Here is a 16,796-nt window from a genome sequence, read left to right on the forward strand (position 1 = left end):
ACCAACAAACACTATGATCAGCATGTGCTCCCTAAGCGCCTTGTGGAGGTTGGGTAAGCCGGCCAGCTTTCAGTCTGGCTTTCGCCCCGGCCGCTAGTCAATCAGGCCGCCGTGCTGGAATATCAGGAGGAATTTAGTATGCCAAGAGTAAAAGGTGGCATTGTATCACGCCGTCGTCATAAGAAAATCCTGAAGCTGGCGAAAGGATACTTCGGTTCCAAGCATCGCCTGTTTAAATCCGCGAACGCACAGGTAATGAAATCCCTGATGTACGCGTATCGCGACCGTCGTCAGAAAAAACGTGATTTCCGCAAACTGTGGATCACTCGTATCAACGCGCAAGCTCGCCTCAACGGTCTGTCCTACAGCCGTCTGATGCATGGCCTGAAAGTGGCTGGCGTTGAAGTAAACCGCAAAATGCTTGCTGATCTGGCTGTGAATGACAAACTGGCATTCAACGAGCTGGCAACAGTTGCAAAAAGCAAACTGAACGCGTAAGACAATAAAACCGGTCGTCCCTTCGGGGTTGACCGGTTTTTTTATTTTTATCGAGTTAGCAAATCAGCCCCCGGCGCATCGCTTTGGCCACGGCCTGCGAGCGGTTATGCGCCTTTAGCTTCCTGACAGCGGATTTGATGCATAATGGACCAGGTTTTGGGAAATCGAAGAAGGACCGCCTGCATGCCTGCATAATCCGGCAAAATCAATGACGGTTGACGACGAGCAGATCGGCACGATCAGCAAAGGGTTCAACCCCTGTACATAACGAGAAGGATACTGGTGCAGCGAATCAGACAAGGAGACAGTCGTCTGCTTTTCGCGAACGGCAGTAAGAACAGAGGGCAGTCGCCATACTTCGGCGCGAACGTCTCGCATCGAGTACGGCCCAAAATCGTCGTAGCCGAGAATGCCTTCGCCTGTTTGCTCGAGAACCGAGTAGTGAAAGATGGATGAGCCCTGAGACGGAAAAATCTCCAAAAAGCTTTTTGCAGCCAAAGTTAACCCTGGACGTACCGGAAGAGACCGTAATGGATGACTCCTGCTCAGCAAAGCAATACATACCGCGAAGGGGCAAACAAGATCGCGGTCGACATGTTCAAGGACGCGCTCGATCCATACAGCATGGAGATTTCTCAAGGCTTGCTGGATGTGCGCAAGGAGTACCTCCAGACTGCTCTCGACGAAATCAAGAAGTCTTACGGCTCCTATGACGAATACCTGGAGAAAGCGCTGGGGCTGACGAAGGAGAAGCGCAAAGCGATGCAGGATTTGCTTCTGGAAGGAACACCGAAGAAGCCTGAGGCTGCTCAGAAGAAATAAAGGGAAGCGCTGCGAGCGGACTTTTGAAAAGCTGCGGTGGGACTTTTGAAAAGCTGCAAGTGAACTCATGGTCTCCGAAAAGCAGCGAGTCGCGCTTAAAAAATAACAGATGGATGTCACAAGCAGCGAGACAGACGCCAAATAGCAGCGATTCGGACGCCGAAAATATGACTGTCTGCTCATATGCCGCTCGCTAAGACAAAAAGAAACCGCCGAGTTGCTTGCGAAAGTGAAGCGAACCGGCAGTTTCTTTTTTACACGCATTTTTCGACTGAAAGTCAGGCTCTACTCGGTAATTTTGATTTTCATCTCTACGATATTGATCGTCTTGTCATCTTTGTCTTTCACTTTGACCAGTTCACCCTTCAGCTTTTCGCCTTTTGTTCCGTAGGCTTCCTTCAAGGTTGGCCACGTCACCTCTTCAGGCTCATAGCGAATCAGGAAATAATACTCCTTGACCTTTTTGGGATGGGCGATTTGCAAGGTAAACGAGCCATCGGGCTTGACACGCGTAGAGTCCGTGTATCCGTAATGAATGTGCCCGGGAATATCGACATCCCCTTTGACAGTTGCCCCTTCCAACAGGTTGCTTTTTACCGAGACGTAGAGGTATTTTTCATCCTTGGTCACAGTTGGTTTGAACCAGACGGTCGGGTCCCCGTAATCGGAAGGTCTATCCCACTTCGGAGTCTCAAATGCGACGGCCGTTTTGAGTGGGGCATCATGGGCCACATGAGCGTAAGCAGCAGCGTAGTATGCTATCTCGGCAAAATTGCTGGACTGGTAGACGAATGGTCCGGCCAGCTTCTCCCCGCTATCTCCATAGACTTTCTTGAGGCGATCGCTTTGGTCGTAGGGATCAAAGGAAAGCTCCACATCCATCGTATTTTTGACATCCGGCTTTTTTACAGTCATCTCAAAGCTGCCGTCCCCGTTAACTTCTGTCTTTGCCTTGTATCCCCACATGTTGTAGCCCTTTGAGGTAACCTCCGCCTCCACGATGGCCCCAGGCAGCAGATTGCTGGTCCCTTTGATGACGAGTTCCTTCTCTTCGACGGTAACATTCCCCCCGAGACGCACCTCGGTCTGACCCTGATCGGTCGGAGCGTCTTCAGAGGACTGTCCAACCACTTCAAAGGGGACGGCTTCTCCGGGAGCTTTATTTGCTTCAGATGAGGATGTATCGGATGTTTTCGTATCCGATGAAGCCTCCTCGGTTTTTTGGGGGGCCTTCTCATCAGCCGGTTTGGCGTTTTGCGAACAAGCGGTGAGAGCGGCAATCAAGAGAATGGCCGTAAGCCATATGCCGATCACTTTCTTCATGCATAATCCTCCTAGGAAAAAAATCAGAACAACAGCATCGTACCATTTTTTTCTTCTTTGTACATGGAATTGGGAAAAAATGAGAATTTGGTACTGGTGCAATGGTCTTGGAAAGGATGGTATGCCTCACCGGGGGAACTCAGGCTTGAAACCTGCCGATGCATCCGTCTCCGGGAGGAAATAAAACCCATCCCCCGTCCGTTTCTGGCCTCCATGCAGATGCGTTACGATGAGAGCGTGAAAGAAAATCCTGGATAGGAGTGTTAGAACAGATGAAAAAGAACAAATGGATGATGTTGGGCCTTCTGGCAGTAGCGAGCTCGGCGATGCTGACGACAGGAGCCTTTGCCAAGGAGAGCGAAAATAAAGGAACATACGTGGTGCCGCCATCCTCGTTCCTGGGAAAAAGCACCGTATCTGACAGCAGCCAGTCTGAGGGGCAAGCGGCAGCGCAAGCCACAACATCACTGGCAACACCAGCCACAATGCCGGTGGTCAGCTTCTTTGCTCCCTACGAAAACGAAAACTCTGACAAGTAAATTCAAGAGCGCCGTCTGGATGAAAAAATCCGGCGGCGCTTTTTTGCTCTCCGGGAAAGTCGATCACTGACCGGGAGAATTCACTGGCTGCCGGTGGGCAATTGTTTGCCGGGACGAATATCCACCCGCCTGCTTTCCTCATATGATGTGAGGTAAGCCTAGCAGGAAGGGAGAATAAACGCATGACCCATCAACGCAGGTTTTCGGACGCGGAGCTGAATGTGACAGCTTACCGCCTGGAAACCAAGCACCCCCAGGATGTGCTCGCATGGGGAATCGAACAGTTTGGGACAGAGATTGTCCTGGCATCCAGCTTCGGTGCGGAAGACGTCGTCTTGATCGACATGCTGCACAAGCTGGCCCCGAAAACGCCAATCTTTTATCTCGACACAGGCAAACACTTTCCGGAAACGCTGTCGACGAGGGATCGCTTGCAAGAGCGTTATGGCATCTCATTCATTCAAAAGCTGCCAGCGCTCACTCTGGAAGAACAGGCGGAGAGATACGGCGACAAGCTCTGGGAAAGGGAACCGAATCTCTGCTGCAAGCTTCGGAAGGTAGAGCCGCTGCGAGAAATTCTTTCCACATATAGCGCATGGATTACAGGAATTCGGCGGGAGCAGGCCCCTACGCGGGCAAATGCGAAAAAGGTGGAGTGGGATGAAAAATTTCAGTTGGTCAAGCTGAACCCGTTGGCGGATTGGACTCAGGAAGACGTCTGGACGTACATCCGGTCCCACGATGTCGTCTACAACCCTCTGCATGATCGCCACTATCCGAGTATTGGATGCAGTGTTTGCACCCGGCCTGTAATGCCGGGAGAGGACCCCCGTGCTGGCAGGTGGAGCGGTTTTTCGAAAACAGAATGCGGACTGCATAAATAAGCAATGGGAGATGAGGATGATGAAACAGTGCAGCCTGCCCCACGGTGGCATTTTGATCAATCGACTCGTATCGCCGGAAAAAAGGTTGCCGCAGAAAGGAAGCCGCAAGGTCATAACGGTGGATCGCTGGACGCTGTCAGACATCGATTGTATTGCCATCGGAGCGTTTTCGCCGCTTACCGGCTTTCTCGAAGAAGCGGATTACGAGTCTGTTGTCGAATCGATGCGTTTGCAAAACGGCACGGTCTGGTCGATTCCGGTCACCCTCGCCGTGGATGAGAGAACTGTGCGGGATGTCGGGATCGGGGACGAAGTGCTGCTGGCGGGGGAAGATGGTACGGTGTACGCAGTGCTGACGGTTAACAGCAAATACAAGCCTGATAAAAGACGAGAAGCCTTGCATGTATTCCGTACAAACGATCTGGAGCATCCCGGAGTAAAAAAGCTGTTTGAGAAGCCCGATCTGTACATTGGCGGTCCGATCGACGTCCTGAAAAGACCCATTCCCGCACTGTTTGCCGATACCTACTACACGCCGGCGGAGACGAGGGAAGCATTCAAGGAAAAGGGCTGGAAGACTGTCGTCGGGTTTCAGACACGCAATCCGGTCCACCGGGCCCATGAGTACATCCAAAAGACCGCTTTGGAAATCGTCGACGGCTTGTTTCTGAATCCGCTGATGGGGGAAACGAAGGCGGACGACGTGCCGGCTGTCGTCCGGATGGAGAGCTATCAGGTGCTGCTTGAGCATTACTATCCGCGGGACAGGGTGTTTTTGGCCTCTTTTCCGGCAGCGATGAGATATGCCGGGCCGAGAGAGGCGGTGTTTCATGCTTTGGTGCGGAAAAATTACGGCTGCACCCATTTCATCGTAGGGCGGGATCATGCCGGAGTCGGAGATTACTATGGAACCTATGATGCACAGCACATTTTCTCCGAGTTTTTGCCTGGGGAGCTGGGGATTCAACTGCTCTTTTTTGAACACAGCTTCTACTGCAAGGCATGCCAAGGAATGGCGACAGGCAAGACCTGCCCGCATGACAGCAAGCAGCATGTAAAGCTGTCCGGTACAAAGGTAAGGGAGCTGCTTCGCAACGGAGTGATGCCTCCAGCCGAATTTTCCCGACCCGAGGTAGCCAAGGTGCTGATCAGAGGGATGGCGGAGAAAAATGGGCTGAAAGCGTAAAGAGAGACCATGCCGAAAGTCCGGGAAAGCCCGGGCTTTTTTGCTGGGCAGGGATCGGAATCTCCTGACTCGTTTTTCGACGGAAAGCAGGATGGAGGGGGCTCTGGGCCGGAGAAAATGCAGCGGCAGCGCAAATTTTTTGAAAAGAATGTGAATCCGCTTAAACGAAAAAACCGCACGGCGAAGCCGTTTTTGACTGAACATTCGTTCGGACAAAAGTCCGGCAAAATGTTTTTTATCTCGTTGACACCCCCTAGACGCGTGGCTATAATCAGACATAACACTTTATTTTCAGACAACAATGAAATATTGAAAATATTGATTCAAACCGGCTATGACAAGGATGGTGCCTGCCACTTCTTTTACAGAGAGCCCAGGATGATGAGAACTGGGCAAAGAATGCAGAGCATTGCTCGCCTTCGAGCCGCCTTACTGAAAGTCGCTGCCGCCATAGCGGCTAGTAGGTAGGGCCGATTGACACCCGTTACCGTGTCGCAGTCTTCAATCGACTGGCTGAGATCGGCTGACCGTGAGGCGCCGATGAAGTTGGGTGGTACCGCGAACCCTTTCGCCCCAAACAGACATGGCATACAAAACCGTGTCGGGGCGAAAGGGTTTTTCTATTAGCCAATAGGTTTTTTCAATACATGAAGAGACCGTGGGAGGAGGAGAGAAACATGAGTGTACAAACAGCCGAATTACAAGGAAAGAACGGCATGCCGCCGGTCAAGTTCGGTGAGGAGGTGACAGGGGCGGAGACGCTTCTGCGCAGCCTGATCCTGGAGCAAGTGGAGTACATTTTTGGCTATCCGGGCGGTGCGGTCCTGCCGATTTACGATTCTTTGTACGGCAGCTACTTCAAGCACATCCTGACCCGGCACGAGCAAGGCGCGATTCACGCAGCCGACGGCTATGCACGGGCGACAGGAAAGCCGGGCGTGGTCATCGCCACATCCGGGCCGGGGGCTACCAATCTCGTAACCGGGATTGCCACGGCGCAGATGGACTCCGTTCCGCTCGTTTGCATCACAGGCAACGTGGCTCAGCAACTGATCGGCACGGATGCGTTCCAGGAAGCCAACATCACGGGCATTACGATCCCGATCACGAAGCACAGCTACTTTGTGCGTGACGTCCGCGACATTCCGCGAGTCGTCAAAGAAGCGTTCCATATCGCAACGACAGGGCGCCCGGGACCGGTCCTGATCGACATTCCGAAAGACGTCAGCAATGCCAAGGCGCCGTTCTTCTATCCGGAAAAGGTGGAAATTCGCGGCTATCAAGCCGAGGTAGTGCCGAGCGACGAGGATGTCGAGGCTTTCGTTCAGGCGATTTCAAAGGCGAAGCGGCCCGTAATCATGGCAGGCGGCGGGATCATTTCCGCCGGAGCCGATCAGGAGCTGCGCGCTTTCGCCGAAGCGGCGCGGATTCCGGTCATCAACACCTTCATGGGGCTGGGCGGATTTCCAGGGGTACACGAGCTGTCTCTGGGAATGCCGGGAATGCACGGCTCCTACACAGCCAATCAGGCGCTGCTCAACGCTGACTGTGTCATCGGGCTCGGTGCCCGCTTCGACGACCGGATCACGATGGGGCGGACGAAGGAGTTTGCTCCGAAAGCCCGCATCGTCCACGTGGACATCGATCCGGCGGAGCTTGGCAAAAACGTCTCCACAGCCGTAAAGGTGACCGGAGATGTGAAGAGCACCTTGCAAAAGGCGCTGCCGCTCATCTCCCGGTGCGACTCCGAGGAGTGGATTGCGCAGCTGCACAAGTGGCAGGCAGAAAAGCCGTACAGCTACAAAAAGGATGGCGAGGTCTTGAAGCCGCAAGCGGTGATTGAACTGCTGTACCGCTCCACGAATGGAGAAGCGATTGTCACGACAGACGTCGGACAGCATCAGATGTGGACGGCACAGTACTACAAGTTCAAGCATACCCGCTCCTTCATCTCCTCGGGCGGTCTCGGCACGATGGGCTTCGGCTTCCCGGCCGCGATCGGCGCGCAGATTGCACATCCAGAGCGAACAGTTATCGCGGTGGTAGGGGATGGCGGCTTCCAGATGACCAACCAGGAGCTGGCAATTCTCGCCCAGTATCGCGTACCGGTCAAGGTCGCCATCATCAACAACCAGTGTCTCGGAATGGTTCGCCAGTGGCAGGAGCTGTTCTACGACAACCGCTACAGCCAGATCGATCTGACCTGCAGCCCGGACTTTGTCAAATTGGCAGAGGCTTACGGAGTAAAGGGCTTGCGGGCATCGACGCCAGAGGAGGCAGAAGCTGTCTGGGCCGAAGCACTCCGGCATGACGGTCCAGTCGTTGTGGATTTCCGCGTGGCCCAGGAAGAAAACGTCTATCCGATGGTTGCTGCCGGCAACACATTAGATCAAATGGTATTGGGGGACGACTAGATGCAGCGACATACGATTGCCGTACTCGTCAATGACCAACCCGGCGTGCTGACGCGTGTCGCCAATCTGTTTGGCCAGCGCGGCTTCAATATCGACAGCATCACTGTCGGCGGAAGCGAAGAGGCGGGGCTGTCCCGGATGATCATCACCACCGGGGGAGACGAGCAAAAAATCGATCAATTAATGAAGCAGCTCTATAAATTGATTGATGTGATCAATGTTACGAACCTCAGCGCAAACAGCTTTGTATCCAGGGAGCTGGCACTGATCAAAGTAAGTGCCAACCCGAGCCAGTTGGCCGAATTGAACGGGATTGTCGAGCCGTTCCGGGCCGCAATCGTCGATGTAGGTCCAAATTCGCTGATCGTCCAGGTAACAGGGGATACAGAAAAAATCGACGCCTTGCTCGTTCTTTTGCAAACCTACGGTATCATTGAGCTGACGCGTACCGGTTCCATGGCAATGGCACGCAGTGTTGTGCCTGTACCGGCCAACGTATAAACCAGCATATTCAGAATAATGATAACAACTAAACTTTTTTAGGGAGGCTATACACATGGTAACTATGTACTATGAAGCAGACGTAAACAAAGAGGCACTGAGAGGAAAAACGGTAGCAATTATCGGATACGGCAGCCAAGGCCACGCGCAAGCACAAAACCTGCGCGACAGCGGTTATAAAGTCATTGTCGGTCTTCGTGAAGGGAAATCCTGGGACCAAGCGGCAAAAGACGGCTTTGAAGTCGTATCGGTAGCGGAAGCGGCCAGCCGTGCAGATGTGGTGCAAATCCTCATGCCGGATGAGCGTCAGGCGCAAGTATACCGCGACGAGATCGCAGGCAATCTGAAAGCGGGCGCGACGCTTTGCTTCTCCCACGGCTTCAACATCCACTTCGGGCAAATCGTGCCTCCAGCAGACGTTGACGTGATCATGGTTGCTCCAAAGAGCCCGGGCCATCTCGTACGCCGCGTGTATCAAGAAGGCTTCGGCGTTCCAGGCCTGATCGCGGTATACCAGGATGCTTCCGGCAAAGCGAAGGAAACGGCACTGGCGTACGCAAGCGGCATCGGCTGCACCCGGGCGGGCGTCATCGAAACGTCCTTCCGCGAAGAGACCGAAACCGATCTGTTCGGTGAGCAGGCTGTACTGTGCGGCGGCGTGAGCGAGCTGGTAAAAGCGGGCTTCGATACACTGGTTGAAGCCGGATACGAGCCGGAAATCGCCTACTTCGAATGTCTGCATGAGCTGAAGCTGATCGTTGACCTGATGTACGAAGGCGGACTCGCCCGCATGCGCTACTCCATCAGCGACACAGCCGAATACGGCGACTACAGCACAGGCCGTCGCATCATCACGGACGAAACTCGCAAAGAGATGAAAAAAGTGCTTGCGGAAATCCAAGACGGCACATTCGCCCGCAACTGGATCTTGGAAAACCAGGCGAACCGCCCTGGCTTCAATGCTCGCCGCCGTCTGGAAGCAGAACACGGCATCGAGCAAGTGGGTGCGAAGCTGCGTGGCATGATGTCCTGGCTGAATAAATAAGAAAAAAAACAAAACAACAACTTTTGTGGAGGTGGAAAGTTCATGCGGACCATTGAGATTTTTGATACAACACTGCGCGACGGGGAGCAGTCTCCGGGCGTCAACATCAGCACGAACGAGAAGGTGGAGATCGCCCTACAACTAGAGAAGCTGGGCGTTACGAGAATTGAAGCGGGTTTTGCCGCTGCCTCCCCGGGCGACCAAAAGTCCGTGGCCGAAGTGGCAAAGCGCGTGAAAAATTCCACCATCGTCAGCCTGGCCCGTGCGGTCAAGGGCGATATGGATAAGGCATACGAAGCGCTGCGCCATGCGCAAAACGCCTGCCTCCACGTCTTTTTGGCGACATCGCCGATTCACCGCGAGCACAAGCTGCGCATGTCCAAGGAGCAGGTGCTGGAAAAAGCGGTGGAAGCAGTCACATACGCCAAGAAATACTTTACGGAAGTGCAGTTCTCCGCCGAGGATGCTGCCCGCACCGAGATCGATTTTCTGGCCGAAGTGGTAGAAGCTGTGATCAAAGCAGGCGCGACCACAGTCAACATCCCGGATACAGTCGGATACATGACACCGTACCAGTACGGAAACATCTTCCGCGAGCTGCGCCAGCGCGTTCCCGGAGTGGAAGGAATCCGCCTGAGCTGTCACTGCCATGACGATTTGGGCATGGCGGTGGCAAACAGCCTCGCCGCAGTGGAAGCAGGCGCGACCCAAGTGGAAGGAACCATCAACGGTATCGGAGAGCGCGCAGGCAACGCAGCGTTGGAGGAAGTGGCTCTCGCCCTTGAGACTCGCAAGGATTTCTACGAGGCGACGACCAAGCTGAATCTGAAGGAAATCGCCCGGACCAGTCAGCTGGTCAGCCGTTTGACCGGGATGATCGTGCCTGGGAACAAGGCGGTCGTGGGGGCGAATGCGTTTGCCCACGAATCGGGAATTCACCAGGACGGCGTGCTCAAAGAGGCGACCACCTACGAAATTATTCGTCCGGAATCCGTCGGCTTCAAATCCAACAAGCTGGTGCTGGGCAAACACTCCGGCCGCCATGCTTTCAAAGAAAAGCTGGTGGAGCTTGGCTACCATCTGGAGCAGGAAGAGATCGACGCGGCTTTTGCTTCCTTCAAGGAATTGTGCGACAAGAAGAAAGAGATCAGCGACGATGACATTCTGGCTCTGGTTGACGGAAAAATGGTCCGCGGGACGGAAATGTACCGCCTCGAGTCCGTACAGCTTTCCTACGGCAACCTCTCCGTACCGACCGCGAGCGTAAGACTGGTGCGGGCAGATGGTTCGACATGCGAGGAGGCTGCATGCGGAAACGGTTCTGTTGATTCCATTTACAAGGCAATTGATCGGGCGACGGGTGAAGAGGTCAGTCTGACCGATTACAAAATTCTCTCGGTAACACAAGGCCAGGATGCCCTCGGAGAAGTGTTTGTCCGCTTGCAGCAGGGCGATCTTACGGTAACCGGCCGTGGCGTAAGCACGGACGTTCTGGAAGCGAGCGCCATTGCTTATGTGCGGGCCATCAACAAGATTCTGGAGCGTCGCGGAGAGGCCCTGGTAGCAGCGACGAGCTGAGCGTGAGACGAACGGCAAAAAGGATAGAGTGGAAGAGACCAAAGCGTACGGCAGACGGTAAAAATGATAGGAAACCGAACGCAGCCGGTAAAACGATTCGGTTGTATGATACCGGATATGAATCGGCTGCATGAAACCATATATAAATAGAAGAAAAACGATACGTGGAAGAGATCAACCATACTTGCATGAGACGATACTGAAAGAAAAGCGGGATGAAGATGAAAAAAAACTATCGCATCGCAGTCCTGCCCGGAGACGGAATCGGACCGGAAATCATGGAGGAAGCGGTCAAGGTTCTCTCTTTGGTGGCAGAACGTGAAGGAGTAACATTTGACTACAAATACGGACGCATCGGCGGTATCGCCATCGACACAGATGGAACACCGCTGCCAGCAGAAACCATCGCGATCTCAAAAGAAGCGGATGCGGTTATGCTGGGTGCCGTGGGCGGTCCCAAATGGGATCAAAATCCCGGCCATCTTCGTCCGGAAGCGGGGCTTCTCGGCATTCGCAAAGAGCTGGGCTTGTTTGCGAATATTCGGCCGGCGACCATGCATTCCTCGATGGTAGAGGCGTCCTCGCTCAAGCCGGAGGTCGTATCTGGCGTCGATCTGATCGTCGTCCGGGAGCTGACAGGCGGCATCTATTTCGGAGAGAAAAAACGCTACGACGGACCGAACGGCGAAGTGGCAGAAGACCAATGCATCTATCACGAGGCGGAGGTCGAGCGTATCGTCCGCGTCGCGTTTGATGTGGCCCGCAAGCGCCAAAAACGCCTCGTCTCGGTAGACAAGGCGAATGTTCTCGAAAGCTCCCGTCTCTGGCGGAAGGTAACAGAGCGGGTAGCGGCCGATTATCCGGACGTCGAGCTCTCCCATATGCTGGTAGACGCGTGCGCCATGCAGTTGGTCCGGGCTCCGAAGCAGTTTGATGTCATCGTGACAGAAAACATGTTTGGGGACATTTTGAGCGATCAGGCGGCCATGCTGACCGGTTCGATCGGTATGCTGGCATCGGCAAGCCTCGCTGAGGGAAGCTTTGGCCTGTACGAACCGGTTCACGGTTCGGCGCCTGACATCGCCGGACAAGGAATCGCCAATCCGTTGGCGACGATCCTGTCCGCAGCGATGATGCTCCGGCTCTCCTTTGGGATGGACAAAGCGGCAGATGATGTAGAGCGTGCTGTCTGGTCCGTACTGGAAGCGGGACACCGTACCGGAGACATCGCCGCAGACAGAAGCAAAGCGATTGGAACAAAAGAAATGGGCCGACTGGTGTGCGAAGCACTCTCCGGCTCCGCCGTTTCCAAGTAAAGAGAATACACGGGATCCTGTTTGCAAAGGTCGTTGTGCCGACAGCAAGCAGGGTCTTTTTTATGGCTCATATCACTGGAAGGGTAAACCCTTATTGTGAATGAACTCATTCTTGTAATATACTAAAGTCATTAACTCAATCTTTTGACAGATGTCGCCACGTGTTGCCGTGGCGGCCCAACAAAGCAGCATTAGAGGGGAGAACAGCGTGTCCTCGATCGGATTTCTGCTCAGTTTTCTTGCGGTCTTGATGTGTACAGTCGTTGCCGGTGTTGTGGCGAAGCGAGATGTACGGCGCAGCAGCGATTTTAGCAATGCAGGGGGCTCCTTGTCAGCCGGGATGGTTGCCGGAGCCCTGGTAGGTGGATTCGTCGGCGGCACCTCTATCGTCGGAACGGGAGAGCTTGCCTTTCAGTACGGCTTGGCTTCGATCTGGTTTACGCTGGGCGGCGGGGTTGCGGTCATGCTGCTTGGGCTGTTTGCCAATCGCTTTATTCGGATGAGAGTGGAGACGCTGCCAGAGCTGGTCGGAGGGCAATACGGTCGCCGCTCGCAACTGGGAGCCAGCTTGTTTTTATCCTTGGGCATGTTTATCCAGGTGATCGCACAATTGCTGGCTGCCCTTCCGTTCGTCACTGTTTTCTGGAAAGGGCCGTTGGTTGTTATGGCGTTGATCCCGTCCTTTTTAATTTTTGCTTACGTGCTGGCTGGCGGTTTCATGGGAGCGAGCATCGTCGGGACGTTAAAAACAGCCATGCTTGTACTGCTGCTGGTCGGGACTGGCGCTTGGCTGTGGTGGCAAGTGAGCGGAGACAGCTACATCCGTTGGTGGGGCGAAGGGCGTTTCACTCTGACTGTGCCGGAAGCAGGCATAGGCTGGGCGCAGGGTGCAGCAATGATCGTCGGCATTTTTTCTACGCAGGCGTATCTTCAGCCCATTTTCGCGAGCCGCAGTGCCGCAGATGCCCGGACAGGCGCCGTGACAGCGGGAGTTGTCATCATTTTGATCGGTCTGGTGAGTGCATGGATCGGGATGTATATGCATGACACGCATCCGCAGCTTTCACCGCGCGAGGCCGTTCCCCAGTTCTTTCTGCTCCATTCCCCGACATGGCTGGCCGGTGGGGCATATGCCGTTATCCTGCTTTCTGTGGTGATGACAGGCGCCGCATTGACACTCAGCATCGCAACGATTCTCAATCGGGATGTCATCCAGAAATATACGGACCGCTTTCGCTCAGACAAAAAAAATCTGGCCCTCTCACGATTGTTGATCATCGTTGTAATTTTGATGGCTTACGCATTTGTCTGTCTGGATGAGCATGCACTCATTCTTCATTGGGCCTTCCTGGCGATGACGCTCAGAGGGGTCACGGTATTTTTCCCCGTGCTTTTCTTCCTGTTTCAGTTGACGCCGGTACATGAGCGCTATGGAGCAGTCGCGATTTGGGGCGCGCCGATTTTCGCACTGGTCTGGAGCTGGCTGCTGCTGCCTGTGACCGGTATCGATCCGCTCTATGTGAGTGGAGCGTGGAGCCTTGCCCTGTTGCTTGCCGGCTATTTATTGGCGCGAAAAACGACAACCCCGTCCATTCGGCCTCTTGGCTGAAGTGACGGGGCTGTTTTATTCGCTATCCAATCATGATTTTTCCTTTTGGATAGCGGTAGTATTCCTTTTGCTTTCGCTGGGCTAGTGCAAAGGCGATGGTAAGGGGGCCTAGCCTGCCTGCAAACATGGTCAGGATGATCAGGATCTTGCCGATCGGGGTCAGCAGCGGGGTAAGTCCCATCGAAAGCCCCGTTGTGGCAAATGCGGAGGTCACCTCGAACAGGATCATCAAAAATTCGGCACCCGCTTCGGTAATGGTGAGGATCATCGTTACGACGATGACGACAAGCATCCCGATGACGGTTACAGTCAGCGATTTATAGATGACATGGGGCAGCAATCTCTGGCGGAAAAAAATCACATCTTCCTTCCCTTTGATCTGGGCGATGACGGCTCCGATCAGGGTAGCGAAGGTCGTCGTCTTGATACCGCCTCCCGTAGACCCTGGAGAGGCCCCGATAAACATCAACAGGATGATGAGAAACAGGGAAGACTGCCGCATATCTCCGATGCTCAACGTGTTGGAGCCTGCCGTACGTGCCGTGACGGACTGATACAGGGAGCCGAGCACCTTCCCCAATGGCGAAAGCGGCTGAAGCGTCTTCGGATTGTTGTATTCCAGTATAAAAATCAGTCCGGTACCGATCAGGATCAGACAGGCAGTCGTGTACAAAACAACTTTTGTATGGAGCGACAATCGCTTTGTCTGACGGTATTCAAACACTTCGCTGACGACGATGAAGCCGATCCCGCCCAGAATGATCATGGCGCAGACGACCAACGTCACAACAGGGTCCGATACATAGCGTGTCAGGCTGGAGAAGTCGCCCATCAAGTCGAAGCCGGCGTTGTTAAAATTGGAGATGGCATGAAAAAAGCCGTAGTAAAAGGCTCTGCCGACCGGCATGTCAAAAGAAAAGCGCAGGGCCAGCAGCAATCCGCCGATAACCTCGGTGATAGCTGTAAAAATAATGATCAGCTTTGCCAGGCGCACAATCCCTTCAATCGAAACCTGGTTTAAGGATTCCTGCAGGAGAAGGCGCTCGCGCAAAGAAATTCGCTTGCGCATGATCAGAGCAAAAAAAGTGGCGATGGTCATGAAGCCGAGCCCGCCGACCTGGATCAAGCTCAAGATCACGAGCTGCCCGAACAAAGTAAATGTCGTGCCTGTATCCACGACGACCAATCCTGTTACGCATGTGGCGGACGTAGAGGTAAACAAGGCATCCAGCCAGGAAAGTCCCGCCCCGTCGATCGTCGCGACAGGCAGCGTGAGCAGAAAGGCACCAAGCAGAATGATAAGGGCAAAACCAAGGACAAGGGTTTTCGGGGGATCAAGGTGGAGCTTCTCTACAATTTTCCGTATCATTCGCGATCATCCTCGGTTCTCTCCGTTTGATTGGGCAAAAGGCTTTCGCTTAGTATGTCAGGAACCAATGTAAGTATAATAGACGAAAAGCAAGCGGTGAAGATGGATTTTTAACGAAGGAGCATGGCTCCCAGGCGCTGCAGCCAATACGTCAGCTCCCGCTTGTCCAGCGGAGCTAACGGAAAGCGAACGGCTGGCCGCCGGATCAGTCCCTCTGGTTCGTCAGGAAGGCGAAAGGACTTTCCTGCCGCAAGTTCAAGTCCCTCCTCGCGCAGGAGAGTAATTACCCGTTCTTCCTGTGCGGCAGCGTGCGGACTGGGCGTCCCCCACTCGATCCACGTATTGAGTCCGCCTTTTATCGGCAGCAGGCGGGCATGTGCCGGCAGTGCTTGCGGCTGTTCCTGAAGCAGGCATTGCCATCTGGCAAAAAAGAGAGAGCGTCTTTCCGCCAGATAAACTTCGGCAAACCACGGATCGTTCAGGAGGGAAACGGCCGCCTCCAAAATGAGCAAGGATGGCTCTGCACCTGTAAGGGAAACGAGCTGCCGCAAACGCTCACGCTCCTCCTCCGTAAGCTGGCTTGGAAGCACGAGCGCCCCTAGTTGAAGGTCGCGCCCAAGCGTTTTGGAAAAGGAATGAAGCGTATAGACGGGGACTGAGCGTCCTGTTTCCACTGCAAGCTGGTAAAGCGTGCGACTTGGTCTGCGAAACCACAAATCTCCGTGATGGTCGTTTTCCAAAAGCGTCACGCGATTTCTTTCCGCCCAGTCTAGCAAATACTCTTTTCGCTTGCGGGAATAGCTGATCCCGGTAGGAAAATGGTGATGCGGATTGATCAAAAGCCACCCGGGAGGAGCTGCTTTCGTGGCGGCCTCCAAAGCTTCTATATCGATGCCTTCCCTGTCCAGGGGGATCGCTTTTGCGGTGATGCCGCAGTGTTTCAGCATAGAGGAAAATACAGGGTAATGGTATTCTTCCACAAAGACGATATCTGTTTTCTGCATAAGCTGCTGAACAACGAAGGTAAATGCACTTGTACTGCGGTTAAACAATAGCAGACGCTCAGGTGCGGCAGGTATTCCCCGGCTGTTCAAATGTACGCAATAGGCGTCTGCAGCCTGTATTCTTCGGATTTTCTTTTGCCCCGCCTGTTCAGTCAGCACGTTTACGCTATCCGCAAAGGAAGAGCGCAGTCGTCGCAGCAAGTCGTCGCCTGGCGGGGGTGTAGAATCAGCCAATGAGAAGAGCGGAATATCAGCGAGAGGGAGCCGGTCGCTGCGTCGCATTTCCCTGGCTTTTGCGGTGAGGAAATACCCCTTTCCATGCAGGGCTTCTACCCATTCATGTTGGACTAGCAAATCGTACGCTTTTTTCACCGTTTCCAAAGAACAGCCGGTGATCGCCTTCATCTCGCGAAGCGAAATGAGCTGGTCTCCCTGGAGAAAGGCGCCGCGCAAGATGGCTGTTTGCAACTGTTCGAACAGTTGAACGTTAAGCGGTGTCTTGGAATGCTTGTGAAAGTGAAAGGAAAAGAAAGGGCGATTTGGCATGTGAGTACCCACCTCGATGAAAGCAATGTCAACCTTCTATCGCCTCATTATAAAACAATCCCGATCGAGCAGGGAGTGAAACATGTAATCGAACGGTATTGCACGTGACTGGATAGGCCTGCCATGAAAATGGTATCATGGCTTCAGATAAAAGACAGGGGC

At 53.9% G+C, this 16,796-nt stretch carries 16 protein-coding genes; 12 read left to right on the forward strand and 4 right to left on the reverse strand.

What is annotated here, in order from left to right:
• The first annotated feature begins 138 nt into the window (after positions 1-138).
• Complete coding sequence (rplT, locus tag EDM54_RS09385) at positions 139-498, forward strand: 50S ribosomal protein L20 (RefSeq protein ID WP_003387821.1); 360 nt, start codon at positions 139-141, stop codon at positions 496-498.
• A 114-nt stretch (positions 499-612) separates the two neighbouring features.
• On the opposite strand, the gene EDM54_RS09390 is transcribed toward rplT, so the two are convergent.
• On the reverse strand, positions 613-996 hold the full coding sequence (locus EDM54_RS09390) for a hypothetical protein (protein ID WP_122958114.1): 384 nt from the start codon (positions 994-996) through the stop codon (positions 613-615).
• Positions 997-1,032: 36 nt separating this feature from the next.
• On the opposite strand from EDM54_RS09390, the gene EDM54_RS09395 reads away from it, so the two are divergent.
• The gene (locus EDM54_RS09395; protein WP_003387819.1) at positions 1,033-1,320 is read left to right on the forward strand and encodes a tyrosine-protein phosphatase; all 288 of its coding nucleotides are present in this window, start codon (positions 1,033-1,035) and stop codon (positions 1,318-1,320) included.
• Positions 1,321-1,605: 285 nt separating this feature from the next.
• Here EDM54_RS09395 and EDM54_RS09400 read toward each other — a convergent pair whose 3' ends face one another.
• On the reverse strand, positions 1,606-2,643 hold the full coding sequence (locus tag EDM54_RS09400) for a hypothetical protein (protein WP_039071390.1): 1,038 nt from the start codon (positions 2,641-2,643) through the stop codon (positions 1,606-1,608).
• A gap of 272 nt (positions 2,644-2,915) precedes the next feature.
• Between EDM54_RS09400 and EDM54_RS09405 the strand changes: the two genes are divergently transcribed.
• From EDM54_RS09405 to EDM54_RS09450, 10 genes are all read left to right on the forward strand, one after another.
• A complete protein-coding gene (locus tag EDM54_RS09405) occupies positions 2,916-3,182 on the forward strand; it encodes a hypothetical protein (RefSeq protein WP_003387817.1) in 267 nt (88 codons plus the stop codon).
• Between the two features lie 182 nt (positions 3,183-3,364).
• Positions 3,365-4,066 carry a phosphoadenylyl-sulfate reductase gene (locus EDM54_RS09410; protein ID WP_003387816.1) on the forward strand — a complete coding sequence of 234 codons (702 nt, stop codon included), beginning with the start codon at positions 3,365-3,367 and terminating at the stop codon, positions 4,064-4,066.
• 19 nt (positions 4,067-4,085) lie between these two features.
• Positions 4,086-5,252: a sulfate adenylyltransferase gene (gene sat, locus EDM54_RS09415; RefSeq protein WP_003387815.1), complete on the forward strand. Its 1,167-nt coding sequence runs from the start codon at positions 4,086-4,088 to the stop codon at positions 5,250-5,252.
• Between the two features lie 9 nt (positions 5,253-5,261).
• A complete protein-coding gene (locus tag EDM54_RS09420; protein ID WP_122958115.1) occupies positions 5,262-5,720 on the forward strand; it encodes a hypothetical protein in 459 nt (152 codons plus the stop codon).
• 209 nt (positions 5,721-5,929) lie between these two features.
• A complete protein-coding gene (ilvB, locus tag EDM54_RS09425; protein ID WP_003387812.1) occupies positions 5,930-7,666 on the forward strand; it encodes a biosynthetic-type acetolactate synthase large subunit in 1,737 nt (578 codons plus the stop codon).
• Entirely contained in the window at positions 7,667-8,167 is a 501-nt protein-coding gene (gene ilvN, locus EDM54_RS09430; protein ID WP_003387811.1) for an acetolactate synthase small subunit, read from the forward strand.
• A gap of 55 nt (positions 8,168-8,222) precedes the next feature.
• Positions 8,223-9,212 (forward strand): ketol-acid reductoisomerase, encoded by a 990-nt coding sequence (gene ilvC / locus EDM54_RS09435; protein WP_003387810.1) that lies wholly within the window; start codon positions 8,223-8,225, stop codon positions 9,210-9,212.
• 42 nt (positions 9,213-9,254) lie between these two features.
• Positions 9,255-10,790 (forward strand): 2-isopropylmalate synthase, encoded by a 1,536-nt coding sequence (locus EDM54_RS09440; protein WP_003387809.1) that lies wholly within the window; start codon positions 9,255-9,257, stop codon positions 10,788-10,790.
• A gap of 221 nt (positions 10,791-11,011) precedes the next feature.
• Positions 11,012-12,106, forward strand: a complete 1,095-nt coding sequence (leuB, locus tag EDM54_RS09445) for a 3-isopropylmalate dehydrogenase (RefSeq protein ID WP_024984402.1) — start codon at positions 11,012-11,014, stop codon at positions 12,104-12,106.
• 208 nt (positions 12,107-12,314) lie between these two features.
• Entirely contained in the window at positions 12,315-13,715 is a 1,401-nt protein-coding gene (locus EDM54_RS09450; RefSeq protein WP_170208324.1) for a sodium:solute symporter family protein, read from the forward strand.
• A 22-nt stretch (positions 13,716-13,737) separates the two neighbouring features.
• Here EDM54_RS09450 and EDM54_RS09455 read toward each other — a convergent pair whose 3' ends face one another.
• Positions 13,738-15,084: a TrkH family potassium uptake protein gene (locus EDM54_RS09455; protein WP_003387806.1), complete on the reverse strand. Its 1,347-nt coding sequence runs from the start codon at positions 15,082-15,084 to the stop codon at positions 13,738-13,740.
• Positions 15,085-15,194: 110 nt separating this feature from the next.
• Positions 15,195-16,634: an aminotransferase-like domain-containing protein gene (locus EDM54_RS09460; protein WP_122958117.1), complete on the reverse strand. Its 1,440-nt coding sequence runs from the start codon at positions 16,632-16,634 to the stop codon at positions 15,195-15,197.
• Positions 16,635-16,796: the final 162 nt, after the last annotated feature.

Source organism: Brevibacillus borstelensis (assembly GCF_003710865.1).
GTDB classification, from domain to species: Bacteria; Bacillota; Bacilli; order Brevibacillales; family Brevibacillaceae; genus Brevibacillus; species Brevibacillus borstelensis.